26 protein-coding genes are annotated in these 25,521 nt (G+C 66.3%); 18 read left to right on the top strand and 8 right to left on the bottom strand.

The features are described 5' to 3' along the window. The first annotated feature begins 39 nt into the window (after positions 1-39). The 8 genes from VGK32_06995 to VGK32_06960 all read left to right on the top strand — a co-directional run bounded on the left by VGK32_06995 (position 40) and on the right by VGK32_06960 (position 7,463). Complete coding sequence (locus tag VGK32_06995) at positions 40-468, top strand: cytochrome c maturation protein CcmE (GenBank protein HEY3381497.1); 429 nt, start codon at positions 40-42, stop codon at positions 466-468. A gap of 121 nt (positions 469-589) precedes the next feature. Next, positions 590-3,073 (top strand): cytochrome c-type biogenesis CcmF C-terminal domain-containing protein, encoded by a 2,484-nt coding sequence (locus VGK32_06990; protein HEY3381496.1) that lies wholly within the window; start codon positions 590-592, stop codon positions 3,071-3,073. Beyond that, a complete protein-coding gene (locus tag VGK32_06985; protein ID HEY3381495.1) occupies positions 3,051-4,793 on the top strand; it encodes a hypothetical protein in 1,743 nt (580 codons plus the stop codon). The genes VGK32_06990 and VGK32_06985 overlap by 23 nt, the downstream gene beginning before the upstream one ends. Then, positions 4,790-5,500, top strand: a complete 711-nt coding sequence (locus tag VGK32_06980; GenBank protein ID HEY3381494.1) for an ABC transporter ATP-binding protein — start codon at positions 4,790-4,792, stop codon at positions 5,498-5,500. The genes VGK32_06985 and VGK32_06980 overlap by 4 nt, the downstream gene beginning before the upstream one ends. A gap of 5 nt (positions 5,501-5,505) precedes the next feature. Next, positions 5,506-6,183, top strand: coding sequence for a heme exporter protein CcmB (locus tag VGK32_06975; protein HEY3381493.1), 678 nt, complete (start codon positions 5,506-5,508; stop codon positions 6,181-6,183). 42 nt (positions 6,184-6,225) lie between these two features. Beyond that, complete coding sequence (gene ccsA, locus VGK32_06970) at positions 6,226-6,885, top strand: cytochrome c biogenesis protein CcsA (GenBank protein HEY3381492.1); 660 nt, start codon at positions 6,226-6,228, stop codon at positions 6,883-6,885. A 57-nt stretch (positions 6,886-6,942) separates the two neighbouring features. Further along, entirely contained in the window at positions 6,943-7,278 is a 336-nt protein-coding gene (locus tag VGK32_06965; protein ID HEY3381491.1) for a CcmD family protein, read from the top strand. 17 nt (positions 7,279-7,295) lie between these two features. Then, a complete protein-coding gene (locus VGK32_06960; protein HEY3381490.1) occupies positions 7,296-7,463 on the top strand; it encodes a hypothetical protein in 168 nt (55 codons plus the stop codon). A 4-nt stretch (positions 7,464-7,467) separates the two neighbouring features. Here the strand turns inward: VGK32_06960 and VGK32_06955 are convergent, their stop codons facing one another. Genes VGK32_06955 through aroA form a run of 3 tightly spaced genes read right to left on the bottom strand, consistent with a single transcriptional unit; the run spans position 7,468 to position 9,998 of the window. After that, positions 7,468-8,214 (bottom strand): metallophosphoesterase family protein, encoded by a 747-nt coding sequence (locus VGK32_06955; protein ID HEY3381489.1) that lies wholly within the window; start codon positions 8,212-8,214, stop codon positions 7,468-7,470. Between the two features lie 3 nt (positions 8,215-8,217). After that, positions 8,218-8,715: a shikimate kinase gene (locus VGK32_06950; GenBank protein HEY3381488.1), complete on the bottom strand. Its 498-nt coding sequence runs from the start codon at positions 8,713-8,715 to the stop codon at positions 8,218-8,220. Beyond that, complete coding sequence (aroA, locus tag VGK32_06945; protein ID HEY3381487.1) at positions 8,712-9,998, bottom strand: 3-phosphoshikimate 1-carboxyvinyltransferase; 1,287 nt, start codon at positions 9,996-9,998, stop codon at positions 8,712-8,714. The genes VGK32_06950 and aroA overlap by 4 nt, the downstream gene beginning before the upstream one ends. A gap of 124 nt (positions 9,999-10,122) precedes the next feature. Here aroA and VGK32_06940 point away from each other — a divergent pair, with 124 nt between their 5' ends. The 3 genes from VGK32_06940 to VGK32_06930 all read left to right on the top strand — a co-directional run bounded on the left by VGK32_06940 (position 10,123) and on the right by VGK32_06930 (position 12,246). Then, positions 10,123-10,563 carry an ATP-binding protein gene (locus VGK32_06940; protein ID HEY3381486.1) on the top strand — a complete coding sequence of 147 codons (441 nt, stop codon included), beginning with the start codon at positions 10,123-10,125 and terminating at the stop codon, positions 10,561-10,563. Then, positions 10,560-11,375, top strand: coding sequence for an inositol monophosphatase family protein (locus VGK32_06935; GenBank protein ID HEY3381485.1), 816 nt, complete (start codon positions 10,560-10,562; stop codon positions 11,373-11,375). The genes VGK32_06940 and VGK32_06935 overlap by 4 nt, the downstream gene beginning before the upstream one ends. A 160-nt stretch (positions 11,376-11,535) precedes the next feature. Continuing rightward, positions 11,536-12,246, top strand: coding sequence for an outer membrane beta-barrel protein (locus VGK32_06930; protein ID HEY3381484.1), 711 nt, complete (start codon positions 11,536-11,538; stop codon positions 12,244-12,246). 61 nt (positions 12,247-12,307) lie between these two features. Here the strand turns inward: VGK32_06930 and VGK32_06925 are convergent, their stop codons facing one another. After that, the gene (locus VGK32_06925) at positions 12,308-13,840 is read right to left on the bottom strand and encodes a hypothetical protein (GenBank protein HEY3381483.1); all 1,533 of its coding nucleotides are present in this window, start codon (positions 13,838-13,840) and stop codon (positions 12,308-12,310) included. 143 nt (positions 13,841-13,983) lie between these two features. On the opposite strand from VGK32_06925, the gene VGK32_06920 reads away from it, so the two are divergent. After that, complete coding sequence (locus tag VGK32_06920) at positions 13,984-14,580, top strand: VTT domain-containing protein (protein HEY3381482.1); 597 nt, start codon at positions 13,984-13,986, stop codon at positions 14,578-14,580. An 18-nt stretch (positions 14,581-14,598) separates the two neighbouring features. Beyond that, positions 14,599-15,567, top strand: a complete 969-nt coding sequence (locus tag VGK32_06915; protein ID HEY3381481.1) for a glycosyltransferase family 2 protein — start codon at positions 14,599-14,601, stop codon at positions 15,565-15,567. Positions 15,568-15,592: 25 nt separating this feature from the next. Here VGK32_06915 and VGK32_06910 read toward each other — a convergent pair whose 3' ends face one another. After that, positions 15,593-16,579: a lysylphosphatidylglycerol synthase transmembrane domain-containing protein gene (locus VGK32_06910; protein ID HEY3381480.1), complete on the bottom strand. Its 987-nt coding sequence runs from the start codon at positions 16,577-16,579 to the stop codon at positions 15,593-15,595. Further along, positions 16,576-17,733: a radical SAM protein gene (locus VGK32_06905; protein HEY3381479.1), complete on the bottom strand. Its 1,158-nt coding sequence runs from the start codon at positions 17,731-17,733 to the stop codon at positions 16,576-16,578. Before VGK32_06905 ends, VGK32_06910 begins: the two co-directional genes overlap by 4 nt. 103 nt (positions 17,734-17,836) lie before the next feature. Here VGK32_06905 and VGK32_06900 point away from each other — a divergent pair, with 103 nt between their 5' ends. Then, on the top strand, positions 17,837-19,780 hold the full coding sequence (locus VGK32_06900) for a hypothetical protein (GenBank protein HEY3381478.1): 1,944 nt from the start codon (positions 17,837-17,839) through the stop codon (positions 19,778-19,780). 8 nt (positions 19,781-19,788) lie between these two features. Here VGK32_06900 and VGK32_06895 read toward each other — a convergent pair whose 3' ends face one another. After that, the gene (locus tag VGK32_06895; protein HEY3381477.1) at positions 19,789-20,793 is read right to left on the bottom strand and encodes a lysylphosphatidylglycerol synthase transmembrane domain-containing protein; all 1,005 of its coding nucleotides are present in this window, start codon (positions 20,791-20,793) and stop codon (positions 19,789-19,791) included. Positions 20,794-21,020: 227 nt separating this feature from the next. Then, the gene (locus tag VGK32_06890; GenBank protein ID HEY3381476.1) at positions 21,021-21,548 is read right to left on the bottom strand and encodes a hypothetical protein; all 528 of its coding nucleotides are present in this window, start codon (positions 21,546-21,548) and stop codon (positions 21,021-21,023) included. Between the two features lie 262 nt (positions 21,549-21,810). On the opposite strand from VGK32_06890, the gene VGK32_06885 reads away from it, so the two are divergent. From VGK32_06885 to VGK32_06870, 4 genes are read left to right on the top strand one after another with little or no spacing between them, the layout of a single operon-like run. Further along, a complete protein-coding gene (locus tag VGK32_06885) occupies positions 21,811-23,010 on the top strand; it encodes a glycosyltransferase (GenBank protein ID HEY3381475.1) in 1,200 nt (399 codons plus the stop codon). Then, entirely contained in the window at positions 23,007-23,789 is a 783-nt protein-coding gene (locus VGK32_06880) for a class I SAM-dependent methyltransferase (protein HEY3381474.1), read from the top strand. Before VGK32_06885 ends, VGK32_06880 begins: the two co-directional genes overlap by 4 nt. Beyond that, the gene (locus VGK32_06875; GenBank protein HEY3381473.1) at positions 23,786-24,775 is read left to right on the top strand and encodes an NAD-dependent epimerase/dehydratase family protein; all 990 of its coding nucleotides are present in this window, start codon (positions 23,786-23,788) and stop codon (positions 24,773-24,775) included. Before VGK32_06880 ends, VGK32_06875 begins: the two co-directional genes overlap by 4 nt. Next, positions 24,776-25,516 carry an acyltransferase gene (locus VGK32_06870; protein ID HEY3381472.1) on the top strand — a complete coding sequence of 247 codons (741 nt, stop codon included), beginning with the start codon at positions 24,776-24,778 and terminating at the stop codon, positions 25,514-25,516. The last annotated feature ends 5 nt before the right edge of the window (positions 25,517-25,521 follow it).

Genomic DNA, 25,521 nt, shown 5'->3' with positions numbered 1-25,521 from the left:
GACGGTATTCTGGTTTGGGGAAAACCAGCGAAAGGCACTATGGCAAACAAGGGCGTCAAGATCGGACTGACGGTGGTCGTGCTGGCTCTCGCTCTGGGCGGCCTCCTGCGCGCGACGCTTCGCGAAGGCACCGAGTATTACAAGCACGTCGACGAGGTGCTCGTGAATCCCGCCGCGTGGCAGGGCAAGAACCTGCAGCTTCACGGCTACGTCGTCAGGGACTCCATCCTGCGCAAGCGTGATTCGCTCGACTACAAGTTCAAGGTCACCAACAAGGTCGGCGACGGCGTCCGTGTCGTGTCGGCCCACTATACCGGAATCGTCCCGGACACGTTTTCGGATGACGCGGAGGTTGTACTGAAGGGCAAGCTCGAGCCGGACGGCTTCCACGTCTCGCCGAACGGCGTCATGGCGAAGTGTCCCTCCAAGTACGAAGCGAAGAAGGTTGCCGCCGCACCTGGCGTGTAGGCGAAACCTCATATTCCTGTCGCAGCCGTCTGTCATTGGGGTTCGGTCGGGACGAACACCGGAGAGTCAACACGTCCCGCTCGGGTTCCTGGTGGACGTCCGCGCGGTCAGCGAGTAACCCATGGCCTCCCTTGGCACCTTCACACTCCTCGCGGCGTTCGTGGTCTCCGCCTACGCGGCGGCCGCGGCAGTTACCGGTGCTCGGCGTGGATCCCGCAGTCTGATCGACAGCGCAATCGGCGCATTCTATTTCGTAGCCGCGCTGCTCACGGTCGGCACCGCGGTGATCATCCACGCCTTCGTCACCGACGACTACAGCATCAAATACGTCCAGCACTACTCGGACACGGTGCAGCCGTTCATCTACAAGCTGACCTCCTACTGGGGCGGCCTCGACGGCTCGATCATGTTCTGGGTGTTCCTGCTGGCGATCTTCGGCTCGGTTGCCGTCCACGTGAACCGGGAACGCCACCGCGAACTGATGCCATACGTCGTGGCGATCATCTCCGTGGTGCAGATGTTCTTCCTGTTCTTGATGGTCATCCACAAGAACCCGTTCGAAACGTATCTGCTCGTGGCGCCGACGGAGGGGAAGGGTCTCAATCCGCTCCTTCAGAACGCCTACATGGCGATCCATCCGCCGTCGCTGTACGTCGGGTTCGTCGGGATGACGATCCCGTTCGCCTTCGGCCTCGCGGCGCTAATCACCGGGCACCTCGACGACGCCTGGCTGCGCGCCGTCCGGCGCTGGACGATGGTGAGCTGGCTGTTCCTCTCGTTCGGCCTGACGCTCGGGATGATCTGGGCGTACGAAGTGCTGGGCTGGGGCGGATACTGGGGATGGGACCCGGTCGAGAACGCGGGGCTGTTGCCCTGGCTCACCGGCACCGCCTTCCTGCACAGCGTCATGGTGCAGGAACGCCGCGGCATGCTGCGCGTCTGGAACGTCACGCTCGTGGTCGTCACGTTCTTCCTGACGATCTTCGGCACGTTCATGACGCGCTCCGGCGTCGTCCAGTCGGTGCACGCGTTCGGCGAGGACCGCCAACTCGCGTGGCTGTTCACGGGCTTCATGCTCGTCATCCTGACGGTGAGCTTCGGCTACATCGTCTACCGCCTGCCGCTGCTGCGGTCACGCCACGAACTCGATTCGTGGGTGTCGCGGGAGGCCGCCTTCCTCGTGAACAACTGGGTGCTGCTGTTCGCCGCGCTCTTCGTGCTGTTCGCGACGATGTTCCCGACGATCAGCGAGGCGTTGACCGGCGAGCGCCTGACGGTCGGTCCGCCGTTCTTCAACAAGTGGATGCTTCCGATCGGGTTGATCCTGCTGTTCCTGACCGGGGTCGGCCCGCTGCTCGCGTGGCGGAAGTCTACACCGACCAATCTCCGGGAACAGTTCCTCTGGGCGACGATCGTCGCCGTGCTCACGCCGGTCGGACTGTCCCTTGCCGGAATTCCCTTCTGGCCGCCGGGACTGTGCTTCGCGCTCTGCGCATTCGTCGGCGTGACGGTCGTTCAGGAGTTCGTCCGCGGTGCAGCGGTTCGCCGGCAGGCCTCGGGTACCGACTACCTCACGGCGATGGTTGGACTCGTGGCCCGATCGAAGCGCCGCTACGGCGGCTACATCGTTCACCTGGGCATCGTGTTGATGTTCCTCGGGTTCACGGGCCAGGCGTTCAAGATCGACGAGCAGATGGTGCTGAAGCCCGGCCAGCAGGCGCAGGTCGGCCACTACGTGATCCGCAACGACGGTGTGCGGGTGACCGACGACGGGCAGAAGCAGATGATCACCGGGCACCTGACGGTGTTCCGAGACGGCAAGGAAATCGACAAGGCGTTCCCCGGGAAATGGCTCTATCGCAGGCACGAGCAGGAGCCGGTGTCACAGGTCGCGATTCGGCGAAGCGTGGCCGAGGACCTGTACATCGTCATGCCGGGCTTCGAGTTGCAGGATCAGTCGGTCAGCCTGCAGGTCGTCATCAATCCTCTGGTGGACTGGATCTGGGTCGGATTCGGCGTCCTGGCACTCGGAACGATGCTGGCGCTGTTGCCCGAGCAGGCGCTGGGGTTCGCGACATCGAAGGTGCCCGCACCGGCGACGATCGCGATGCTCGTGCTGGTCCTGCTGCTGATGGGCGGGCCCGTGGCCGCACAGCACGTCGAGAGCCCGGCATTCAGGCCGGTGGAGCCGAAGACGGCCCTCGAGCGGGATCTCTACAAGTCCCTGATCTGCATGTGTGGCACGTGCGGCCGGCAGCTCGTCGGTGAGTGCACGTGCGGCTATGCTGCGGAGATGCGCGCGGAGATTGGGAATCTGGTCAAGATGGGTCTCACGCGCGAACAGGTCCTGCAGTACTACATCAAGAAGTACGGGAGCCAGGAACCGCTGGCGATGCCTATCGACAAAGGATTCAACCGGCTCGCGTGGCTGTTTCCCTACGTCATCGGCGCAGGTGGTCTCCTCGTCGTCGGCATCGCGGCGATCAGGTGGTCCCGCAGGCCCGCCAAGGGCGAGCCTGCGCCGGCCCTCCCGACGCCATCTGCGGAACGTGTGGACACCGAACTGGAGGCGCGGCTCGACGATGAGCTCAGAGACCTCGACTAAACGCCGACCGCAAGCGCCACCGGGCGCAGAAGCCACCCCAGTCGTCAGCGGGTTCCAGCCATGGCACCTGTTCGTGATCGGGACGTTGATCGCCTCGTCGGCCGCGGCGATCGCGGTCCGCGGGACGCGTCCTGCCAACGTGATCTTCATCTGTCTGACCGTCATGGCTGCTGGTGTGGCGGGTTACGCGGCGCTCCGCATGCTCTGGCCACTTGCGCAGCCGGACTCCCTGGACACGCCGGAGATGTTGGGCGGACGGACGCGGGCTGCGCTCGAACGCGAGAAGACGCTGGCGCTTCGCGCGATCAAGGAACTGGAGTTCGACCGTGCGATGGGGAAGGTGTCCGAAGCTGATTGGCAGGAGATGACGGGGCGCCTTCGCACCAGGGCCCTGCGGGTGATGCGCCAGCTGGACAGCGGCAGCGCGGCATACCGGGAGGTGATCGAGAGGGAACTCGCCGCGCGTCAGGCCACGGTGGGGAAGCGCGCCCGGCACGTGGTTGCCGTGCTCGTCGTCGGCGGTAGCCTGCTTGTCGGATCGGCCGTCCAGGCGCAGATGGGAGGCATGGGCGGCGTGGCCGGCATGCCGGATGCGAAGGCCATGTCCGGGATCCCAAGGCCGTCGGAAACCGTGCCCGCTGGTGCCGTTTCGGTGAGGCTGGTCCGCGGCGTGCTGTCCAACCTGATCATCGACCACTCGGTGGACTTCACCGTGAACGGGAAGAAGCAGACGGTGAAGAGCGATCAGACGGGCCACGCGTTGCTGACCGGCCTGGCGCCGGGAACCACGGTGCAGGCCGTCACGACGGTCGATGGCGAGCGCCTCGAGTCGCAGGAATTCCAGATACCGCCCCAAGGCGGCGTCGTGCTGATGCTGGTCGCGGCCGACAAGTCGGCGGAACTGCAGATCGCCAGGGAGGCCGTGCCCGGCTCCGTATCGCTCGGCGGCCAGTCCCGGGTCATCCTGCAGTTCGAAGACGAGGTGCTGCAGGTCTATTACCTGTTCGACTTGGTGAACAAGAACCCGGGGGCTCCCGTGAAGACCGCGTCGCCAGTCGTCTTCGACCTGCCCGCGGGTGCGCAGAACACGACGGTCCTCGAGGGGTCGTCCCCGCTGGCCAAGGCCAACGGTCCGCACGTCACGGTGACGGGGCCATTCCGACCCGGCGTCACGTCCGTCCAGATCGCCTATTCGCTGCAGCCTTCGGCCCGCGTGGCGATCCGGCAGCCGCTTCCGGTCGCCTTCGATCAAGTCACGCTCATCGCGGAGAGAACCGGTGCGATGACGCTGTCCTCGCCACAGCTCACGAACGTTCGCGAGGTGACCGACACCGGAAAACCGACGTTGATCGGGATGGGGCCGGCCCTGAAGGCTGGCGACGTGCTGGCGCTGGATCTGGCCGGATTGCCGCATCACCCGACGTGGCCCCGGAACGTGGCGCTGACGCTCGCCGCGCTGCTCGTGGCGGGCGGTGCCTGGGGCGCGCTCCGCACGCGGGGGCGGTCGGCCGAGGCCGCTGTCCGCCAGCAACTCGAAACGCGGCGCGAACGGGTCTTTCGGGACCTGCTGGCGCTCGAGGAGAAGCACACGGCAGGGCCGGGCAGCGATGAAGCATTCGCGGTGCGGCGCGACGAACTCGTCGGCGAGCTCGAACGGATCTACGGCGAACTCGACACCGAGCCCACCGGTCCGCGTGGCGACCAGGGACTTGCCGCGTGACGTTCGACTTCACCGAGGTGGCCGTCCGTGACGTGTCCCGTCACTACGGCCGCCGGCGCGCGCTGGCGCGCGTCTCGCTTGCGTGCCGCTCCGGGGAGGTCCTGGGTCTGCTCGGGCCGAACGGCGCCGGCAAGTCCACGCTCCTCGCGATCCTCGCGACACTGCTGGCACCGTCAGTGGGCGATGTCCGCTATGGCCCGCTCACCGCCGCCGAGGCCGGCCCGGCGCTTCGAGCCCGCTTGGGGTTTCTGTCGCACGACCTGCACCTGTATCCTGAACTGACCGCCGCCGAGAACCTCGAGTTCTTCGCGCGGCTCTATGATCTGCCGGACGTCAGCGGGCGTGTGGGACATGCGTTGGAGCGCGCGGGCCTGACCACCCGACGCGATGACGTGGTGTCGGGGTTCTCTCGCGGAATGCGCCAGAGGCTCGCACTCGAGCGTGCGCTGCTGCACGATCCGCGACTGTTGCTCCTCGACGAGCCGTTTACCGGGCTGGACGACGCGTCAGTCGCGGCGCTCGTGGCGCGGCTCGGCGAACTCCGGACCGCCGGTCGGATCATTGTCGTCGTCACTCACGATCTCGATGTGGCCGAGATGCTGCTCGACCGGGTTGCGGTGCTGAAAGAGGGTCGGCTGGTTGCGCTGGACGAGGCGCACGGCCGGATTCGCGAGCACTACCGGGCGCATGTGGCGGGAGCGGAGTAGCCGTGATGTTCCTGCGAGTGGCGTGGCTCGTGATGCGGAAGGACCTCACCGTCGAGGTGCGGAGCCGGGAGATTCTCTACACGACCGCGTTTTTCGCCGTGGCCTGTGTGCTGGTGTTCGCGTTCGCGCTCGTCAAGGAGGGCCGGCCCCTCGAGGATGCGGCAGCCGGCATCATGTGGATCTCGATTGCCTTTGCCGGCACGCTGGCGCTCGGCCGCACGTTCGAGCGCGAGCGGCACGCCGAAACGCTGCGTGCGCTGATGCTCGCGCCAGCGAGCAGGCCCGCCATCTACGTCGGCAAGCTCCTCGGGATCGTCCTGTTGCTCCTCATCGTCGAGGCGATCCTCGTGCCTCTCGTCGCGCTGCTGTTCCACGCGCCCGTGGGTGCACGTCCCGTGCTGCTCGTGGCCCTCCTGGTCTGCGGCACGGTCGGGTTCTCCGCGGTCGGGACGCTGTTCGCCGCGATGCTGGTGCGCGCGCGCAGCCGCGACGTGCTCCTGCCAATCCTGCTGTATCCGATCACGATTCCAGTCATCATCGCCGGGGTGCGCGGGACCGCCGCGCTGTTCGAGCCCGTGCCGGCCGACGATCTGGCGCAGATGTGGATTGCGCTCCTGGCGTTCTTTGATATCGTGTTCGTCACGCTCTCACTCTGGACCTTCGAGCCACTGATGACGGAATGAGACCGACGCCGGACCTTCGAGCGTGGATCGGTGATTGAGCCTATGAAGAACCTATACCCGGCCCTCGTGCTGCTGGCCCTCGTGCTGTTCGCCGCGGCGCCGGTGATGATCGTGAATGCGCCGTACGAGTCCACGATGGGGCTGGTGCAGAAGATCTTCTACTACCACGTTCCGTCGGCGATGGTGATGTTCCTGGCCGCCTTCGTCTGCGGTATCGCGAGCGCGGTGTACCTGTTCAGAGGGCACGCGGCGGCGGATCGCGTGGCCAGCGCCGCGGCTGAACTGACGGTGGTGTTCGGCCTGATCGTGCTGGTGACGGGGCCGCTCTGGGCGCGCAAAGCGTGGGGGGTATGGTGGCAATGGGACGCGCGCCTGACTTCCACGCTGCTGATGTGGATGATCTTTCTTGCGTACTTGCTCGTGCGGCGGTTCGGCGGGCCGGGGGCGGAGAAGTTGTCGGCGGCCATGGCCGTCTTCGGGATGGCGAACGTGCCGTTCGTCTACATCTCGGTCAATATCTGGCGCACGATTCATCCGACGACCCGGGTGGTGCCGACGCTGTCACCTGGCATGCGCGGGCCGTTCTGGTTCTGCGTGGCGGCGTTCGTGCTCCTGTTCGGTCTGCTCCTGGCGGCCCGCATGAGGCTCGAACACCGGCGCGCCGATGTCGAACACCTCTACCTCCTCGCCGAGGAGGAGTGAGCGGGAGCGGGTGACCGTGGGGAACGAGGGATGCGATCGAAGAACGGAGAATCTCCGATGAGGTGTTGTGGCGTGACGGGAGCCCGGATTGTGGTGCTGGTGGCGATGTCGCTGGTGTTCGTGGGCCAGGTCGCGGCATCCACCCAGGCGGGACGAACGGCCGAGCCGGCGGCGAGCCAGGCGGCCGGCCAGCCCCAGGACGAGTTCGTGCCCGTGAAGGCGCTGCCCCAACAGGAGCAGTTGCCGGCGGCCCCTCTGCTGATGACGGCGTATGCATTCGTCTGGGCCGTACTGCTGGTGTACCTGTGGACGATCTGGCGCCGGCTCATGAAGGTCGAGGGCGAGATGCACGCCCTCTCGACGCGGATTGCTGATCGCGTGGGGCGGCAGTAAGCAGCGGAGGTATCGACGTGGGCCAGATGGGCGCGGGACACTTCATCTACATCCCGGCGATGCTCTTCATCGGCATCGTCATCGGATGGATCCTCGGATCGCGGGCGGCGCGCGATGCGTATGCCATGGAGCTGAAGCGCCGCGAGGAACGGGCCGCGAGGCGCGGCGAGCCCCGGGACCGCTGAGCGACTAGCGCCCCTGGAGCAGCCGCAAGCCCAGCGGCTTTGGCAGGCCGGCGTCAATGATGCGATCGCGGGCGCGCTCGACCGGGTACGCGACCCGTCGGAACTCGATGGCTCGAAGACCGGTGTCGAGCAGGGCGAAGGCGGCGCGCGGATCGCCATCACGCGGTTGCCCCACCGAGCCGGGGTTGAACAGGTACCGAAGCCCGGGGTCGAGTTCAATCCGCCCCTCACCGTGCGCCCCGTGAAAGATCATGTCCAGCGTCCCGACCGGCGACAGCGTGGCGCCCATGGGAATGTGCGTGTGGCCGAACAGGCACACCGGACGGCGCGTGGCGTTGAGCGCTTCAGCGGCGTCGAGCTCCCCGAAGACATACGCGTCCTCGTCGATCGGCGAACCGTGGCAGATCTCGACGAGATCGTCCACGATGAGCGGTCCTTTCTGGAGTCCGCGGAGATAGTCGCGCGTGCGGTCGGTGAGCGTGTCGCGAGTCCACCGCGCGGCTCGGGCCGCCGCCGGGTTGAACCCTTCCGCGCTCTCGAGCCCTGTGGCCACCTTGTCGTGATTGCCGCGGATCGCCGCGAGAGGTGACAGCGCCGACATGCGGTCCACGACCAGATTCGGTTCCGCTCCGTAGCCGACGAGGTCGCCCAGCAGGAGCACGCCGTCGTACGTCTCCGGCGTGGCGGTGGTCAGCACCGCCTCGAGCGCGTCGATATTTGCGTGGATGTCACTGAGCACCAGGTATCGCACGGCCTAGTATCCCAGCCAATCGAGGATCCGTTCAACCAGTTCTTCGAGTTGGACGGTGGCGTCCATGCGGACGTGCGCCAACTGGTACGCCGCGCGGCGGACCTGATAGAGCGCTTCGAACTGGCGCCGGTCTGCAGCCAGCGGCCGGCGGCCGTCCGGGGGGACGCGGTCGAGCGCGGAGGAGAGGGGAAGATCGAGCCACACGGACACGCCATCCTCGTTGATGAGCGTTCGGTTGTCCGCGTCGGCAAACGTGCCGCCTCCGGTGGCGATGATGACGTGGCGCAGGGGCAACAGACGCCGAAGGACATCGCGTTCCGCCGCCCTGAAGTAGGGCTCGCCAAGCGTCGCGAACACATCAGCCACGGTCTTCCGCTCGCGCGCTTCGATGAGTTCGTCGATGTCCTCGACCCGCCAGCCGAGCCGCTTCCCGAGCGCGCGCGCGACCGTCGTCTTGCCCGCGCCCATGAAGCCGACCAGGTAGATCTTGTCGGTGTTCATATCGTGAGTGACGAGAGCACGCCGAAGAACCCCGGGTAGGAGACGTCGACCGATTCCGCACCCAGGATCGTGGACGGACCCCTCGCGCCGAGGGCCGCGATGGCGAACGACATCGCGAGGCGGTGGTCGCCCACCGCGTCCGCCACGCCGCCCGCGAGCCGTCGCGAACCGTTCACGTGGAACCCGTCCGGCAATTCGTCCGCATCGGCGCCGAGCGCCCTGAGACCGGCGACGAGGGCCGAGATCCGATCGCTTTCCTTCACCCTGAGTTCGGCCGCTCCGGTCACCGTGATCTCGCCGCCATGGGTGGCGAGCGCCGCCAGCGCCGGCAGCTCGTCGATGAGCCCGGGCACGTCGCCGGGCGAGACCGTGATGGGGCGGACGCCGGCGTGGCGCACGCGCACGCATCCGACCGGCTCGCCTCCGTCCGATGAGGATTCGTCGACCTCGATCTCTGCGCCCGCGCGTTGCAGGACGTCGAGGACGACGCGACGAGTGGGATTCAGGCCGACCTGTGGGAGTTCCACCGACGAACCAGGCATCGCTGCCGCCGCGACGGCCCAGAAGGCCGCCGAGGAGAGATCCCCGGGGATCTCGAGATCGACGGCGTGCAGGGTCTGGCCACCTCGCAGTTCGACAACGGAGCCCGTCACCGTCACGTCGGCGCCGAAGCGGGAAAGCGCGACCTCCGTGTGGTTCCGTGTGGGAGCGCTCTCGGTCACCCGTGTGACGCCGCTCGCGTGGAGGCCTGCCAGCAGGATCGCGCTCTTCACCTGCGCGCTCGGAACCTCGGTGTGGTAGTCAATTCCGCGCAGTGGACCACCCTCGATCGTCATCGGCAGGCATCCGTTCGTCGACCCGATCCTGGCACCCATGAGCGTCAGCGGAACGATGACCCGGCGCATGGGGCGCCGGCGAAGGGAATCGTCGCCCGTGATCGTCGCGGTGAAGGGGTGGCCGGCCAGGACCCCTGTCAGCAGGCGGGTCGTCGTTCCCGAGTTGAGCGCGTCGAGGATCCCTGCCGGGGAACTCAAACGGCCCACGCCACGTCCGATAACAGTGACAGTGGCTTCCGCGCGCACGACGGCGGCACCGAGTGCCTCGATGCACGCAAGGGTTGCGCGGCAGTCCGCACCGGGGGCGTAGCCGCGCAACACGGATCGACCTGGTGACAAGGCCGCCAGCAGGGCGTATCGATGAGCGATCGACTTGTCACCCGGGACGCGAACGACTCCCCGCACGCCGTTCGCGGGCTGGACGACAAACGAGCCTCGCACTGTCATCCGGGCACTATAGCATCAGAGGCGTCGCGCCCATCCACGAGGCCCGCTCTGGGGGCTGGACCGTGTTCCGTTGCCTGTGTTACTTTGTGCGGACCATCGTTCGGTGCCGCGGATCATCTCCTGCATGTCCGATACTGGTCACACCGTTCGCCTCGAGCTTCCGAGCCTGTTCGAGATGATCGATCTCGCGCAGGCCGTCAGCGATCAACTCGGCCGCGTGCTCGGTCTCGACGACGACTCGCTCCACTGGGTCGGCGTGGCAGTGCGGGAATCGGTGATCAACGCGATCAAGCACGGGAATCGTCACGATCCCGCCAAGATCGTCGAGATCTCCTTCACGATGACGCCGAGCGTGGCGCCGACCGAATTGCTGGTGCGCGTGCGCGACCACGGTGAGGGCTTCGAGCCGAAGGCGCTTCCCGACCCCCTCGCGCCGGAGAACCTGCTGAAGGCCAGCGGGCGCGGCATCTTCTTCATGCGCAACTTCATGGACGACGTCAGCATCGAACGGGCGGCCGGCGGTGGTATGGAGGTTCGGATGCTGAAGCGCTTCAAACGATCGTGACCCACCCCATCTTCCTTGCCACTGCCGTCGAGGCCGTCCTGCGCGCGGGCGACCTCCAGATGGCCCGCCTCGGCACCGATCTCAAGACGAAGAAGAAGGGACGTATCGATCTCGTCACCGAGGTCGACGTGGCCGTCGAGCGGATGTTCCGGTCGATGATCTCGGAGCGATTTCCCGATCACCAGGTGGTGGCGGAGGAACTCGGCGGCAAGGAACCCGTGCGCGCCCGTCACTGTTGGGTGTTCGACCCGCTCGATGGGACCAGCAACTACGCGCATGGCCTCCCGATCTTCTGTAGCTCGCTCGCGCTGCAGGTGGACGGTGTGACCGAAGTGGCGGCGGTGTACGATCCGACGCGGCGAGAACTGTTCACGGCGACTCGCGGCGGCGGGGCGCTCCTCAACGGCCAGCCGATGCTCGTGTCGAGCATCGACTCGATGGTCGATGCGCTGCTCGTTACCGGTTTCTCGTACGCCGTGCACGAACCGGGTGAGGGCGAGTTGCTGGTGAGCCTGTTTGCTGCGTTCCTTGGGCGTGCGCAGGCCGTCAGGCGCCTCGGATCGGCCGCACTCGACCTCTGCTATGTGGCAGCGGGACGATTCGAAGGGTTCTGGGAACAACGACTGAAACCGTGGGACACCGCGGCTGGCGCGCTGATCGTGCAGGAAGCAGGCGGGCGGGTGACGGGATTCGACGGAACGCCCTTCGACCCCTGGCTCGGCCATGTGGTTGCGTCAAATGGCCCGGTGCACGAGGCCATGCTTGGAACGATTCAGGCCTGGCAGGCGGCGCGTTCGGGGGCCTCCCACTGACATCTGTAGCGGACACCCAGCCCATCGTGGCGGCTGAAACCGGCCTATTCGCCCTCGCGAGATTGGCACTGTTCCTGCTGTAGTTCCATACCAGACGCGGCGTGAGCCGGGGGAATCGGCCTCTGGGCGCGCGACCGCTCGACACCGAGGAGACGCTCTCATGTTCAGGAGCAAAGCGCTGACGAGCCTGCTCGTGACGGCCACCATCCTGCTCGTGCCCGGACTGGCTGCGGCACAGCACCAGTCGTTGTCCGTCAATCTGGGCTATTTCACGCCCCGGAGTGAGACCGGCCGTGTATCGGGCGACGTGCTCGTCTCGGACCTGGGGGCCCTTTACGGCGACGCGCTGATGTTCAATATCAAGGACTTCAACAACGCAACGATCGGCGCGGAGTGGCTGGTGTCGATGGGCACGTTCCTCGAGGTCGGCGTCGGAGCGGGCTACTACGCGAGCACGGCGCCGAGCGTGTACCGAGACGTCACCAACAGCGACGGTTCGGAGATCCAGCAGGATCTCCGCCTTCGGATCATTCCGGTGTCGGCGACGCTCAGGTTCCTTCCGACGGGGCGCCGGGCGCCTGTCCAGCCGTATGTTGGCATCGGTGTGGGTGTGCTCAGTTGGAGATACAGCGAGACGGGTGAGTTCGTGGACAGCGCCTCGAACATCTTCCGGGCGAACTACGTCGATTCCGGCACGGCAGTCGGCCCCGTCGTCGTCGCCGGGATCCGGTTCCCGCTGGGACACAACTTCGCGTTCGGTGGCGAACTCCGCTACCAGAAGGCCGACGCGCCGCTGAGCAAGGACTTTCTGGGTAGCCGCGTGGACCTTGGTGGGATGAACTACTCGGCGAACTTCATTCTGCGGTTCTAGCCGGACGAGGGAACCGGGAAGCGACAGACAGGAAGTGCGAAGTGAGAATGCAGCCGGGAAGTCAGCGGAGGGTTCGTTGCTCGCCTCCCGGCTGTCGGTTCTGAATTCTCGATTCCCGGGTCTCGCTTCTGAACTCTGGTTCCTGTCTCCTGTAGAGCCCCACCCCGCCGCCCTCGGCCACGCGCGCGAATCCGGTGAGAAAACTCGGGTCCGCTTTCGCACGCTTCGAGAGTTGGTCGCCGCCCTCGGAGAGTTCCTCGACCAGAATCCAGCCGACATGCGTCTCCGGGTGCCGGAGCGCCGCTGCCCAGAGGTCGCCGTTCCCTTCGTGGATCACGTCGCGAATCCGCAGGCCCGCGCTCGACAACTCCTGAACGTAGTGGGACAGCGAGCCGAGGCTGACGAGGAGCTTCTCGCCGTGGCGGTGACGCGCCAGATACTCGGTCACGGCTTCGCGCTCGCGACCGTGCTCGCGGTCGAGTTGAGCCTCGGCGATCATGGGAGCCGCCGGATCGAACGGGCGTGTTTCGATGAGCACGAGTGCGACCAGGGCTACGGCTGCGACAGTCCGGTAGCGCCCCATCCGTCCCGCCGCGACGCCGGCCCAGACCGCAACGGCAGGTACGAGTGGGATCATGTACCGGATGCGGAACGGGTGTCCGATGACGAATGCATACCATGGCAACGCCGCCGTGGCGCCAAGGGCCAGCACGATGAGAGTCGCGGCGCGCGCGGGAATCATCAGGCCCGTGACGGCGATTACCGCCGCTCCCGCGACCGCGGTCAATAGCACGCCGTAGCCGTTCAGGTGGTGGCTGGCCCACCAGATCGACCCAATCGTCTTCAAGGGCCGCCCCATGTCGGGGTTGTCCACCACGTAGAAGCCCCCGGTCACGAACCAGTGTCCTACCGTCAGCCGGCTCTGGACGAGGAACGCCAGTACCGCAACCAGGGGGTAAGCCGCCAGGACTGCCACCCGACGCACCGCGACGTGCGGGGCGAGGCCCTTTCGCCATAGCGCCAGTGTCGCGATGACGAGCGCCGCCGCGGTCACCGGCCACGCCTCGTATCGCGTCAGGCATGCGGCGGCAAAGGCCAGCCCCGTGTTTCGGCGGGTGGATCGCGTCTGGTCGTCCACCCACTCCACGAGCAGTGCCACAGCCAGCATGGTCAGGGCGAGCAGCAGGGGCTCGGTCATCGGCGTCGCCTGCAGGTACAGCAGGTCCGGGTTGAGCACCACGATGAGCGTGCCAGCCACTGCGGCCGGCGAGGAGTCCGTGAGTCGAAGAATCACACGCGCGCAGGCATACGCGAGGAGACCGAACGAGAGTACTGAGATGGCGACGCCCGAAGCGCCGGTTCGGTAGAAGGTGTCGATCTGAACGGGTAAGAGGTTCAGGAGGTGGGGAAGCGGCAGCCAGACTGCTCCGAGTTGCCTCCACCCGGGCGTCAGGCTGTCGAGGACTCTTCGCGCGACGACAAGATGCGCTTTGGCGTCGTAGTGACTGAGCGTCAGGCCGGCCGCGTGATACACCCAGACGGCCACGCTGCCAAGGATGATCGCACCAGCCGCGACAAGGGAAGCGGTTCGCACGCGTTGGCTGGCGGAGCGGGCGGGTACGTCAGCTATAATCAAGGCTCGATGATTCCGTCGCTCAACTCTAGCGTACTTCGCGCGCTCTCGCCGGCTGCCAGCCGCCGGCGGTCTGCCGCCCGCCGCTCGACAGGCGCGGCCGCATGAAGAGCCTGGTGACCTGGGCGAGCGGGCTGGTCCTGACCTTCGGCGGTCCCGGGCTCTTCGTCGTGGCGTTTCTCGACGCGTCGTTTCTCTCGCTGCCCGAGATCAACGACATCCTCGTCGTCTGGATGGTCACCCAGCACAAGGATCGCTTCCCGTACTACGCGACGATGGCGACGCTCGGGTCGGTGGCGGGCTGCTACGTCCTGTACTGGCTGGCGCGGAAGGGCGGGGAAGCGTTTCTGCGAACGCGGTTCAGCGAAGGGGGCATCAAGAAGGGCCTCGACGCCTTTCAGCGGTACGGCCTGCTGGCGCTGCTCGTGCCTTCGATTCTGCCGCCGCCGGCCCCTTTCAAGGTCTTCGTGCTGCTGGCAGGCCTCGCCGGCGTGAAGCCGGCCGCCTTTCTTGCGGCGATTCTCCTTGGACGCGGCGTCCGCTACTTCGGCGAGGGATTGCTGGCGGTCTGGTACGGCGATGCCGCAATGGACTACATCCAGACTCACGGGGACCAGGTGGCGCTGGCCACGGCACTCGTGGTTCTCGCTGCAGGGCTGGTCTATGTCTGGTGGCGGCGCCGGTCGCCAACGCCCTCGTAAGGTATAATCGCCAGCCGGATGTCACCTGAGCTTTCAATCGTCATCCCGATCAAGAATGAGTCGGAGAACATTCCGCGCCTGTACCGAGAGCTGACCGATGCTCTCGAACCGTGTGGGCGAAGCTACGAACTGCTGTTCATCGAGGACGGCAGCACGGATGACAGCTTCGAGCGGCTCGCAGGCCTTCAGGCGAAGGACTCGCGGCTGCGTGTCATCCGCTTCCGTCGCAACTTCGGCCAGACCGCCGCCTTCTCGGCCGGGTTTGCCCGCGCCCGCGGGCGCTACATCATCACGTCTGACGGCGATCTGCAGAACGACCCGGCGGACATCCCGGGCCTCGTCGATCGGCTCGAGCAGGGCTTCGACATCGTCTGCGGGTGGCGGAAGGTTCGAAAGGATCCGTTCATCTCGCGCCGGCTGCCGTCAATCCTCGCGAACAAGCTGATCTCGGTGGCGACGGGGGTGGCGCTGCACGACTACGGATGCTCGCTCAAGGTTTTCCGCGCCGAGGTGGTGAAGCCGCTGAAACTCTACGGTGAGATGCATCGCTTCCTGCCGGCCATTGCCAGCGAGATGGGCGTCCGGATCGACGAGGTGGTGGTCAACCACAGGGCGCGAACCCACGGCCGGTCGAACTACGGGATCTCGCGGACGTTTCGGGTGGTTCTGGACCTGCTTACCGTCAAGTTCCTGCTGTCGTATTCGACCCGGCCCCTCCAGATTTTCGGCCTGGTCGGGATGGTGATGGGACTGGCCGGCGCGGCCGTGACGGGCTGGCTTGCGGCGCAGCGGCTGTTCGGATACGAATCGATCGGCAATCGACCGCTGCTGCTGTTCGGGATCCTGCTGATCTTCACCGGCGTCCAACTGATCACGCTCGGTCTGCTGGCGGAGCTCCAGGCCCGCACCTACCACGAATCGCAGAACAAGCCGACCTACACGGTTCGGGAAGTCCGGGAAGCGGAACAGCCGGACGTCGAGGCCTGACGACACCATCGCCAGTCGCCCATCCTCACTCGTGCGGAACGACGGTGCCGGCAGCGGCTCGAGTGGGATCCAGTCCGCCGCGGATATACAGCACCGCGCCCGGCAGGTTGCCCACGACTCCCAACGCCACGAACAACACGGACAGTGCGAACGACTGTGCGCTGCTGACGCCCGCTCGCGCGAAGAGCCAGACGAAGGCAGCCTGGCTCGTGCCGAAGCCGTTGACGGTGACCGGCAGGAGCATGACCAGGAGGATCAACGGAATGAACGCGAAGTAGACCTGGAGCGGTGCCTCGATGCCAAGTGCGCGTCCGAGGAAATACGCCTGGACGACGCGCAGGACCTGCACGCCGAGTGATCCGGCGAGGACGTTCAAGAGCTCGCGGTGCGACGTCGCGTAGCTCTGAATCGCTCCGAGTAACGAGTCGCCTGTCCGGCGGAGCGCGACGTACGGTACGAAGCGAAGCAGGCTACGTGCGAGGTCTGCCATGCCTCGGCTGAAGACGACGACCCCCGTGGCGACGCAGACCCCGAGGGTCACGCACAAGGCGGTCAGCACGGCCGGGTGCGTGGCGAGATCCCGTGCAAAGAAGAGCCCTGCAACGCCGAGCAGCAGGACCGACAGCACACCGAGCATGCGATCCATGAACACCGACGCCACGGCCGCCGAGGCCGGGACGTCGTGCCGGGCGAGACTGTAGGCCCGAACCGCGTCGCCACCGATGCTCGCGGGCAGGAAGGTGCCCACGAACGTGCTGACGAAGAAGATCCGCATGATGGGGCCGAGCGACACGTGCGAGGCGGAGGCGAGAGGGCGGAGCAGTACGAGCCATCGATACGCCATCAGCGATCGGTCGAGCAGCGTCAGCGCCATGGCGATTGCGATGTCAGACGGGTCTGCGCGGACCGATGCCTGCCAGACTCGGGCCGGGTCGGCCTTCCAGAGCAGCAGGCCCGTCAGGATCACCGCGACGGCCACCCGCAGGAGCGTGCCGAGAGTCGGGCGCTTCACGGGACGTTCGGCAGCGTCCTGAGGTGCTGTTCGGGGTGGTGCTTGATGCGGTAGGCACGCAACAGGAACTTGACGTAGGGGGCGAACTGCTTCATCGCCCCCACGTTCACCTGGCACGGGCTCAGGCAGTTCGCGCAGATGGTCTCCTGGAACGTCTTCCTGTAGGCAACGTTCTCGGCCCGGAAGTACACGGCAGCAGGGTCCTCATCGGCCAGGTTGCCGATGACCTTCGAGTTCTCGCAGTAGAACAGTTCCCCGTTCGGGTTGAGCAGCAGGCCCTGCGTCTGGAACGGGCAGGGCATGGTCCGCTTGTAGCCGTTCGCGATCATGTCGGCGTAGTGCAAGTACATGAACGCCTGGCCGCTGAACACCGACTCCTCCTGCACCCGCTCCAGGAAGAACTGGCGCATGAACTCTTCTTCGTCCGCCCCAAGTCCGATCCGTTCCTCGAGGTCGCTGTTGCCGAGCATCGCATCGGTGAAGCGGAGCATGTTGAAGACGATGTCCAGCTTCTTCGCGCGCGCCCACGTCAACAAGTTCCCGGCGTCCTTCATGTTGGTTGCGAAGATCGTGGACGCCACGCCAAACTGGAACTGCGGCACTTCCTCCGCCAGCGCGGTCATGGCGGCGATCGTCTCCGATGCCTTGTCGAAACCCCGCTTCACCTGACGCACCTGGTCGTGGATCTCGCCGATACCGTCGAGCGACACGCGAGCGCTGATCAGGATGTTGCGCTCGGCGCAGTGCCGCACGATCCGCGTGAGTTGCGGGATCGCGCGGTGCGGCGTCAGGCCAGTCGTGTTGATGCCAACCTTGCGCAGCCGGGGAAAGCGCCCGACGAACATCTCGACCAACTCCGGAAGGTCGTTTCGCGTCGTCGGTTCGCCGCCCGAGATGTTGAGGTTCTCGACGGCGTGCCAGAACGGATGGTCCATCGCCTGTTCGAGGCGGGCGAAGCTGAGCTCGGCCTTCCGGTCCCCCCGTTTCCAGTTGCTGCACATCTGACAGCGGGCATCGCACACGAACGTGCAGTTGTAGATGAGCACCGTCGGACGGATGGGTTTGACGGCGGCCACGACGGTCTTCGCCAGGTCGCGGGGCACGCCCAGCGCGGCCTTCCCGATATATCTCAGGGCAAAAGTCCTTGATGACATGTGAGTGGGTCCATGGTATCCCGGCCTCGTGATGCCGTCAATTTGGCCATCGGTCCGTCGATGTGGCGGTTGGACGAACGCGCCTTCTCGCCGAATGACCGTCATGGCATACTATCTCGCCGTGCAGAATTCCGATTCCATCCCTCCGGGCGCTGATGCCGCCACGATTGCCGAACCGTCTCCAGCCTGGTGGCAACGCGCCGAGTTCCTCGTACCCGCCCTCTTGGTCGCGCTGGTCCTGTCCTTTGTCTTGACGGTCGACCCGGTCGCCAACGGGTACGGCCTGAAAGGCGACGAGGCCACGTACACGGCCATGGCGCTCAGCGCGGCCTACGACCGCGACCTGGCGTTCGAACGTCAGGACCTGGAGCGCTACTGGGCCGTCTATCGATGCGGCCCCGACGGTATCTTCCTGAAGCGCGGAAAGTTGGCCCGGATCAAATTCGTCTGGGGGCCACCGTTCATCCGCCGGATCGTGTGGGGCGATGGTCCGGTCGATCATCTCTACTTCGGCAAAGCCTATATCTACCCTCTGATGGCGTCGCCGTTCGTCTGGCTGTTTGGCCTGCGCGGCATGCTGGTCTTCCATGCCTTGCTCCTGACCGGTGTCGGCCTTTGTGGCTATCGCTTCGTACGGGCGCGATCCGCTCGCGCGCCGGCGATGATCTTCACGACGGCGTTCCTCGTGGCCACGGTGGTGCCGGTATTCGGCGTCTGGATGACGGCCGAAGTGTTCAATTTCTCGCTCGCGTTCTTTGCATACTTCCTGTGGCTCTACAAGGAGGTATCGCCGGTGCCTGCAGGCGCCGGCCGGGTGTCGCGCTGGGTTCGCGGCCCGTGGAGCGACGTCCTCGCCGCCGTGCTGCTGGGGATGATGACCTTCTCCAAGCCGCTCTACGCGCTGCTCATCGTTCCGGTCGTGCTGTGGCCCTGGGTGCGACGGCGGTTCGTTCACGGTCTGCTGGTGGGGATAGTTTTCTGCGCCGTGCTCGCAGGGCTGTTCGGATTCAACAGCTACGTGTCCGGGGAGTGGAACTACCAGGGCGGAAACCGGAAGGTCTTCTACACCTGGTTTCCGACCCAGCGGCCTGAGATGACGTTCGATACCGTGGGCTACTCCAACAGCACGAACGAGCTCTACGCGGATGCGGTCTACGATTCCCGGTTCTACGTGCGCCGGTTTGCCGCAAACGTCGGGTACTTTCTGGTTGGCCGGCATTCGGGTCTCGTGCCGTTCTTCTTCCCGGGCGTGGCGGCATTCGGACTGTGGCTGTGGCGGTTCAGGCAGATTCGAGGCTGGCAGATCCTCCTGGTGCTGGCGCTCCTCGCCTCGGTGGCCACGATCCTCGTCATCCTGCCGTACACCTGGTCGGGAGGGGGAGGTCCGCCGGGCAACCGCTACTTCATGGGTCTGTATCCGCTGATGTTCTTCCTGCTGCCGGCGCTCGACTCCGCCCTGCTGCCGTTGATCATGTGGATGGTCGGGGCCGTCTTCACCGCGCAGTTGGTTCTGAACCCGTACTTCACAGCCAGGTTTCCATACCAGAACCTGAACCATGGCGCGGTTCGTTTCCTGCCGATCGAGCTCACGATGGTGAACGATCTGCCCATCATGCTCGATCGCTTCCGGTCGCGCCTGCCCTACGGCAACGATCCGCAGCTCTCGCTCTATCTCCTCGACGAGAACGTGTACGACCCGGAGCCGGCCGGGATCTGGTTTTCGGGCGGGCGCCGAGGGGACGTGATCGTGCGGACCACGGAGCCGATCGCGAGCATGCGGATTACAGTGTCGTCACCGATCCCGAACCGGGTCTGGCTGTCGTTCGACGGCCGCGGCCGGACGATCGATTTGAAGCCTGACGAGGCGATCGACATGACCGTCGATACCCGCGGGAGAGGCGTCTACTCGAACCACGGGTTCGGATTCGTGCTGTCCGTGGAGGCCGATCGGGGCTTCGTTCCGAAGCTGAGGGACTCGACGACAAATGACCGGCGGTTCCTGGGCGCGATGCTTCGACTGCAGGCGACGGCCGAGAAGAAGAAGTAGCGTGGCAGTCAGGCTGTGGGTTCGGGCCGGTGCGCGCGGAGGAACCAGGCGCCTGCACCCGACAGCGAGAACAGCATGATGAGTCCCGTGGCGCCGAGCGACAGCGCCATCGCCGATTCGATCGGGAGGCCGAGGCGGTTGAAGTAGAACGAGAATGTCGCCTCGCGGACACCGAAGCCGTTGACCGAGACCGGCAGCATCTGCACCACGAACGAGGCAGGCACCACGAACGCGAGATGCCAGGTCGTGATGGGAATGTTCAGGCTGTGGGCCACAGCCGAGAAGAAGAAGACCTGGAGCACCTGAACGCCGACGGCCCCCGCGAATCCGCGAAACAGCGACTGGGGCCGTTCCCGGAAGCGTCCAAGCATCTCAGTGATCGTCGCGATGCGCCCGTCCACCCACTCGGGATGGATCACCCGCAGCGGCTGAAGCATCCGGCCGACGCCCGCCGGAGCAATGACGGCCGGTGCCGAGACCAGCGTAGCCAGCAGCAGACCCGCCCACAACCACGCCGGCACGACCGGCATCATCGTGGCGGTCGCGCCACCTCCCGCCACGGTCGCCCCGACGGCGGCGACCAGTACCAAGCCAGCTAGGCCGATCGCCCGGTCGATGAGCACGACGGTGGCCGCCAGCGTCTTCGAGCCGGCCGGGCGGACGGTGTCGCGGATCCTCACCACATCGCCGCCGATGTTGCTGGGAAGGAAATTGTTGAAAAAAGTCGCAACGAGATACGAGCCGAACAGGGAACGGCCCGTCACATCGATGTGCTGGGCCGCGAGCAGGCCCTCCCATCTCCAGGTCGCCACGATGAGGGAGACCAGGTACAAAAGAAGACCGAACGCCAGCCACGGGATGGACGCGCCGCGGATGTGGGCCCAGAGACCGCCAAGGTCAGTGCGGGAGAACAGCACCGTCAGCAGGCCCGCGCTGATGATCAGCTTGGCGAGGCCAACGAGGATCTGGCGCGCACGGGAGGGCGTCGCAGGTGCGGCGTCTGGAAGCTGCATAGCTGACGGAAATGCGGACGGCTACCCAATGGGACACAGCCCTTCGGGGCCCTCCGGCGGCAAGAGTCGGCAAAGTGCGAAGGGTAGCACGCCCCGCGTGGCAAAGTCCAACCTCGGTTCGGTCGGACAGCTCGGCGTACGGTCGAGGTGGTGACGGGGAGAGGGCGGGGGAGGCGCCGGCCGCGCCTCCCCCGGAGATTTCCAGAACGGAACGCGAGGGGATCAGCCTAGCTCACCGGCAGCCACTGCCACGCCTGACCGCCGCTGCTCGCGCCCTGCACGATGTCGATCTTGCCCAATTCCGAACCGAAGTCGACCTTGTCCTTGCCGACCGCCGTGACGTTGAATCCGGCCGCCTTCAGGTCGCCGAGAATCGTGTCGCGCTTGGCCGTGTCGAGCCAGTCGCTGGGGCTGTACCGGGCCAGGATCCTCCCAACGACGTACTTGGGGGTGGTGTGGCCGAGATCAGTCCACTTCGCCCCATTCCAGCCGGGTGGGCACGGTGGCAGTGTGCTGGCGTCGAGCGAGGTGACGAAGGGCTGCGACGCGGTGGCGACCTTGCCGGCGGTGCTCGACGACGCACTGGCTGCGCGCGAGGGCTTGATACCGAGATTCTGCACGAAGGAGTCCAGGAAGTTGGCAAACTCGTCGTATGAGAACTGGCCGTCCTGGTTCTTGTCGAACTCCTGCATGATGGTGCGTGCCAGGTCTTGGATGGCGTTGGCGCCGGAAGCCTGGACTGAGCTGATGGACATCGGACCTCCTGTCTCGCTCAGTGGAGGCAAGTCACGTGCCCGGCCGAGAGCGTCGATCGTCCGGAAAAAGGCCGGGTTCTGCGGCAGCAGTCCGTGGCTGGGTGTCGGAGGAGCGACATCCAGTGCGGAGAGACGACGAGCGGCGCCGCGGGGCGGGCTTGCGGTTACGTTGATCTTTCGCCGGCTGACCCCATATAATCGGTGGGTTTCAGGCACCAGATTCTTCACTCCCGTCTCCTCTGGCGTCGGGTGCGCTCAACCCATGCGGATACTGATGATCGCCCCGGAGCCGTTCTTCGAGCCTCGCGGCACGCCGTTCAGCGAGTACCACCGGATTCGGGCCCTCACGGACCTCGGACATACGGTCGACCTCGTGACCTACCCGTTTGGCCGCGACATGCCGCTGCCGGGCCTGCGGGTCTTCAGGTGCCTCCGGCCGCCGTTCGTGACGCGTATCAAGATCGGGCCGTCAATGGCCAAGATCCCGCTCGACCTCGCGCTGTCGCTCACGGCCTTCCGGCGGGCGCTTGCGGAACGGTACGATGCGATTCACTCGCACGAGGAAGGGGCGCTGATCGGGATCGTTCTGGCGGCGCTGTTCCGGCGACCTCACTTGTACGACATGCACTCGAGCCTGCCGCAGCAGTTGAGCAACTTCTCGTTCAGCCGCTCGCGCGTCCTGCTGGCGGTTTTCCGATGGATGGAGCGGCTGTTCATCACCCGTTCGCAGGCCATCATCGTCATCTGCCCGCAACTGGCGGAGACGGTGAGGCAGGTGGCTCCGGACGCGACGCCGGTGCTGATCGAGAACGCCCCGGGCTCGGGGGGAGCGCCGGTGGCCGGGCAGGGCCTCCGGACCCGGCAGGAGTTCGGCCTGTCGGCGTCCACGCCACTGGTGGTCTACACCGGCACCTTCGAGGCCTATCAGGGACTCGACCTCCTGTTCTCGGCCATGGCCGTCGTGACCGGGCAGCGGCCTGACGCCCGGTTGCTGCTGGCCGGAGGACGTCCCGAGCAGGTCGAGCGCGCACGCGAGCAGGCCCACCGCGCGGGAATTGGCGCGGTAACGGTCTTCACCGGCGAGCGCCCGGCGGAGGAGATCCCCCAGTTCCTGGACGCCGCCGACGTGCTGGTGTCCCCTCGGAGTACGGGGACGAATACGCCCCTGAAGATCTATCAGTACCTGAGGGCAGGCCGGCCGATTGTCGCCACGCGGCTGCTGACACACACCCAGGTGCTGACCGACGACATCTCGATTCTGACCGAACCGAGCGCTGAAGGTCTTGCGCAGGGGATCATGCAAGCGTTGGCCGACCCGGCGGCGGCGCTCGAACTGGGGCGTCGGGCCAGCACGCTCGCCGAGACGAAATACAGCTACGAGGCATACGTCGGCCGCACCCGGCAGGCGGTGGCGCAACTGACCGGAGAGCCCCTTCCCGCGGGCGCAGGAGGAGTCCGTTGACCGAACCGAACGGACGGCCGCCCGTGCCGCCATCAGATCACTACAGCTACGCTGTCTACGCCGATCCGGCTCATGCAGGCCGATTCGATCGACTTCGATTCAGCGGTCCCATCGGAACACTCCTCGCGGACACTCAGGAACAGGTGCTCGTCGATTTCCTCCCTGAACTGGCTCGTCGGACCGTGCTCGACGTCGGCACAGGAACCGGGCGGGCGGCACTCGCGCTCGCGCGACGCGGCGCCCAGGTGACCGGTATCGACGCATCCGCGCAGATGCTCGACGTTGCCCGGGCACGTGCGCGGGCCGAGGGGCTGTCGGTCGACTTCCAGGAGGGGGACGCCCACGCCATCGGCTTCGGCGACGCGACGTTCGACACGGCTGTGAGCCTGCGCGTGTTGATGCACACACCCGACTGGCGCAGGTGCCTCGGCGAGTTGTGCCGGGTGGCCCGGGAGCGGGTGGTCTTCGACTATCCGGCGCTGGCCAGCGCGGCCGCCCTCCAGGCGGCAGGCAGACATCTGGCGGCGGCGTTGGGCAGCCGGACGGAGGCGTACCGGGTCTTTCGCAGTGGCGCGATTCGAGCGGAGCTGGCGAGTCACGGCTTCCGGATCGCGCGGTGCCACCGACAGTTCGTGCTGCCGATTGCCCTGCACAAGGCGATCGGAGCCCGCGCGTTCACGGCGGCCAGCGAGGGTCTGCTCGCGCGGCTCGGCCTGCTGCGCCTGTTCGGGTCGCCCGTGACGGTTGTTGCGATCCGAGGGGAAGGACGATCACGATGAGCTCGGACCGCGTCCTCGTGACCGGCGCAACCGGCTTCACCGGTGGTCATCTGGCTCGCGCGCTGCAAGCGAAGGGTTACGCGGTCCGCGTGATCGCGAGGGATCCCTCGCGCTGCGCTGACCTGTCGTCAGGCGGCCTCGAGGTGGTCCCGGGCGATCTCAAGGACGTCCAGTCGCTCGCAAGGGCCGTCGAGGGCATGACGACCGTGTACAACATCGCGGCGATCTACCGACAGGCGGGCGTGCCTGCCGCCGAGTATCGCGCGGTGAATGCCGCAGGCATCGAGGCCCTGGTCCGCACCGCCGCCCACGCCGGGGTCCGCCGCCTCGTCCACTGCAGTACCGTCGGCGTGCATGGGGACGTCGAGCATCCGCCGGGCAACGAGGACGCACCGCTGCGCCCCGGCGACGTCTACCAGGACACGAAACTCGACGGCGAGCGGATGGCCCGGACCGCGGCGCAGGAGACCGGGATGGAACTGGTCATCGCGCGGCCGAGCGGCATTTACGGACCGGGCGACCGTCGCCTCCTCAAGCTCTTCCGGGGAGTAGCCAGACGCCGTTTTGTGATCCTCGGGCGGGGCGACATCTATTACCATCTGACCTACATCGACGACCTGGTCGAGGGTTTTCATTTGTGCGGCACAGTCGCAGGAGCGGCAGGCCGCACCTACATCCTCGCCGGAGCGGAAGTCGGAACGCTGCGGGCCCTGGTCGGTCTCATCGCGGAGGAGGCGGAGGTGAAGCCTCCGGCGCTCCGGTTGCCGGTCTGGCCGTTCTGGGCCGCTGGAGCGCTGTGCGAGGCGGTTTGTGTGCCGTTTCGGATCGAACCGCCGATCTACCGCCGCCGCGTGGACTTCTTCACGAAGAGCCGCGCGTTCGACATCGGTCGTGCTCGGCGTGAGCTCGGATACGCGCCCCAGGTGGGCCTGCGCGACGGCATCCGGCGAACTCTCGGGTGGTATCGGGCGAAGGGGTGGTTGTAGATGGCTGACATCCCGCGCGTTCAGGACCAACTGTCGGACCGTCGCCTCTCCGCCCGCGAGAAGTACGCGCGGTTGGTGATCGGCCGTCCCGGTCTCGGCGCACTGCTTCAGTACGAGTTGACGGTGCTCGCATCACAGGCCGTGCCCGGCGCGCTCGGCCTCGCGCTGCGGAAGGTCTTCTATCGGCGGTTGCTCGGCGCATGCGGACGGAACGTGGTCTTCGGCCACAACGTCGTGCTGAGGCACCCGCACAAGATCCGCCTGGGCAGCGATGTGGTGATTGACGACAACTGCCTGATCGACGCGAAGGGGGATGACAACTCCGGGATCACGCTCGGCAACGGCGTCTTCCTGGGCCGCAACACGATCCTCTCCTGCAAGAACGGCGACATCGAACTCGGCGACGGGACGAATCTCGGTTTCAACTGCGAGGTGTTCTCGGCCAGCCGCGTCACCATCGGCGCGAATGCGCTGTTTGCCGCCTACTGCTATGTCATCGGCGGCGATCACGATCGGACGGACGCCTCGCTGCCGGTCACGCTCCAGCGACGGACATCCGCCGGGGTCAGCATTGGAACCGGAGTCTGGATGGGCGCCGGCGTGAAAGTGATGGACGGCGTGGCGATTGGCGCCGATGCGATCATCGGCGCCGGGGCGGTGGTCAAGAGCGATGTCCCCGAGCGGTCGGTCGCCGTGGGCATTCCCGCGCGCATCGTCGGTACCCGCGAGATGCAGGTGTGAGAGCG

It is taken from the genome of Vicinamibacterales bacterium (assembly GCA_036504215.1).
GTDB lineage: Bacteria > Acidobacteriota > Vicinamibacteria > Vicinamibacterales > Fen-181 > FEN-299.
The sequence above is the reverse complement of the archived record's forward strand: the minus strand, read 5'-3'. Positions and strand labels throughout refer to the sequence as shown.

Bases quoted from the DNA above. Each gene is read 5' to 3' on its own strand.
- VGK32_06995 (HEY3381497.1), top strand. From the start codon at position 40: ATGGCAAACAAGGGCGTCAAGATCGGACTGACGGTGGTCGTGCTGGCT.
- VGK32_06990 (HEY3381496.1), top strand. From the start codon at position 590: ATGGCCTCCCTTGGCACCTTCACACTCCTCGCGGCGTTCGTGGTCTCC.
- VGK32_06985 (HEY3381495.1), top strand. From the start codon at position 3,051: ATGAGCTCAGAGACCTCGACTAAACGCCGACCGCAAGCGCCACCGGGC.
- VGK32_06975 (HEY3381493.1), top strand. From the start codon at position 5,506: ATGTTCCTGCGAGTGGCGTGGCTCGTGATGCGGAAGGACCTCACCGTC.
- ccsA (HEY3381492.1), top strand. From the start codon at position 6,226: ATGAAGAACCTATACCCGGCCCTCGTGCTGCTGGCCCTCGTGCTGTTC.
- VGK32_06965 (HEY3381491.1), top strand. From the start codon at position 6,943: ATGAGGTGTTGTGGCGTGACGGGAGCCCGGATTGTGGTGCTGGTGGCG.
- VGK32_06950 (HEY3381488.1), bottom strand. From the start codon at position 8,715: ATGAACACCGACAAGATCTACCTGGTCGGCTTCATGGGCGCGGGCAAG.
- aroA (HEY3381487.1), bottom strand. From the start codon at position 9,998: ATGACAGTGCGAGGCTCGTTTGTCGTCCAGCCCGCGAACGGCGTGCGG.
- VGK32_06940 (HEY3381486.1), top strand. From the start codon at position 10,123: ATGTCCGATACTGGTCACACCGTTCGCCTCGAGCTTCCGAGCCTGTTC.
- VGK32_06930 (HEY3381484.1), top strand. From the start codon at position 11,536: ATGTTCAGGAGCAAAGCGCTGACGAGCCTGCTCGTGACGGCCACCATC.
- VGK32_06920 (HEY3381482.1), top strand. From the start codon at position 13,984: ATGAAGAGCCTGGTGACCTGGGCGAGCGGGCTGGTCCTGACCTTCGGC.
- VGK32_06915 (HEY3381481.1), top strand. From the start codon at position 14,599: ATGTCACCTGAGCTTTCAATCGTCATCCCGATCAAGAATGAGTCGGAG.
- VGK32_06905 (HEY3381479.1), bottom strand. From the start codon at position 17,733: ATGTCATCAAGGACTTTTGCCCTGAGATATATCGGGAAGGCCGCGCTG.
- VGK32_06900 (HEY3381478.1), top strand. From the start codon at position 17,837: ATGGCATACTATCTCGCCGTGCAGAATTCCGATTCCATCCCTCCGGGC.
- VGK32_06895 (HEY3381477.1), bottom strand. From the start codon at position 20,793: ATGCAGCTTCCAGACGCCGCACCTGCGACGCCCTCCCGTGCGCGCCAG.
- VGK32_06890 (HEY3381476.1), bottom strand. From the start codon at position 21,548: ATGTCCATCAGCTCAGTCCAGGCTTCCGGCGCCAACGCCATCCAAGAC.
- VGK32_06885 (HEY3381475.1), top strand. From the start codon at position 21,811: ATGCGGATACTGATGATCGCCCCGGAGCCGTTCTTCGAGCCTCGCGGC.
- VGK32_06875 (HEY3381473.1), top strand. From the start codon at position 23,786: ATGAGCTCGGACCGCGTCCTCGTGACCGGCGCAACCGGCTTCACCGGT.
- VGK32_06870 (HEY3381472.1), top strand. From the start codon at position 24,776: ATGGCTGACATCCCGCGCGTTCAGGACCAACTGTCGGACCGTCGCCTC.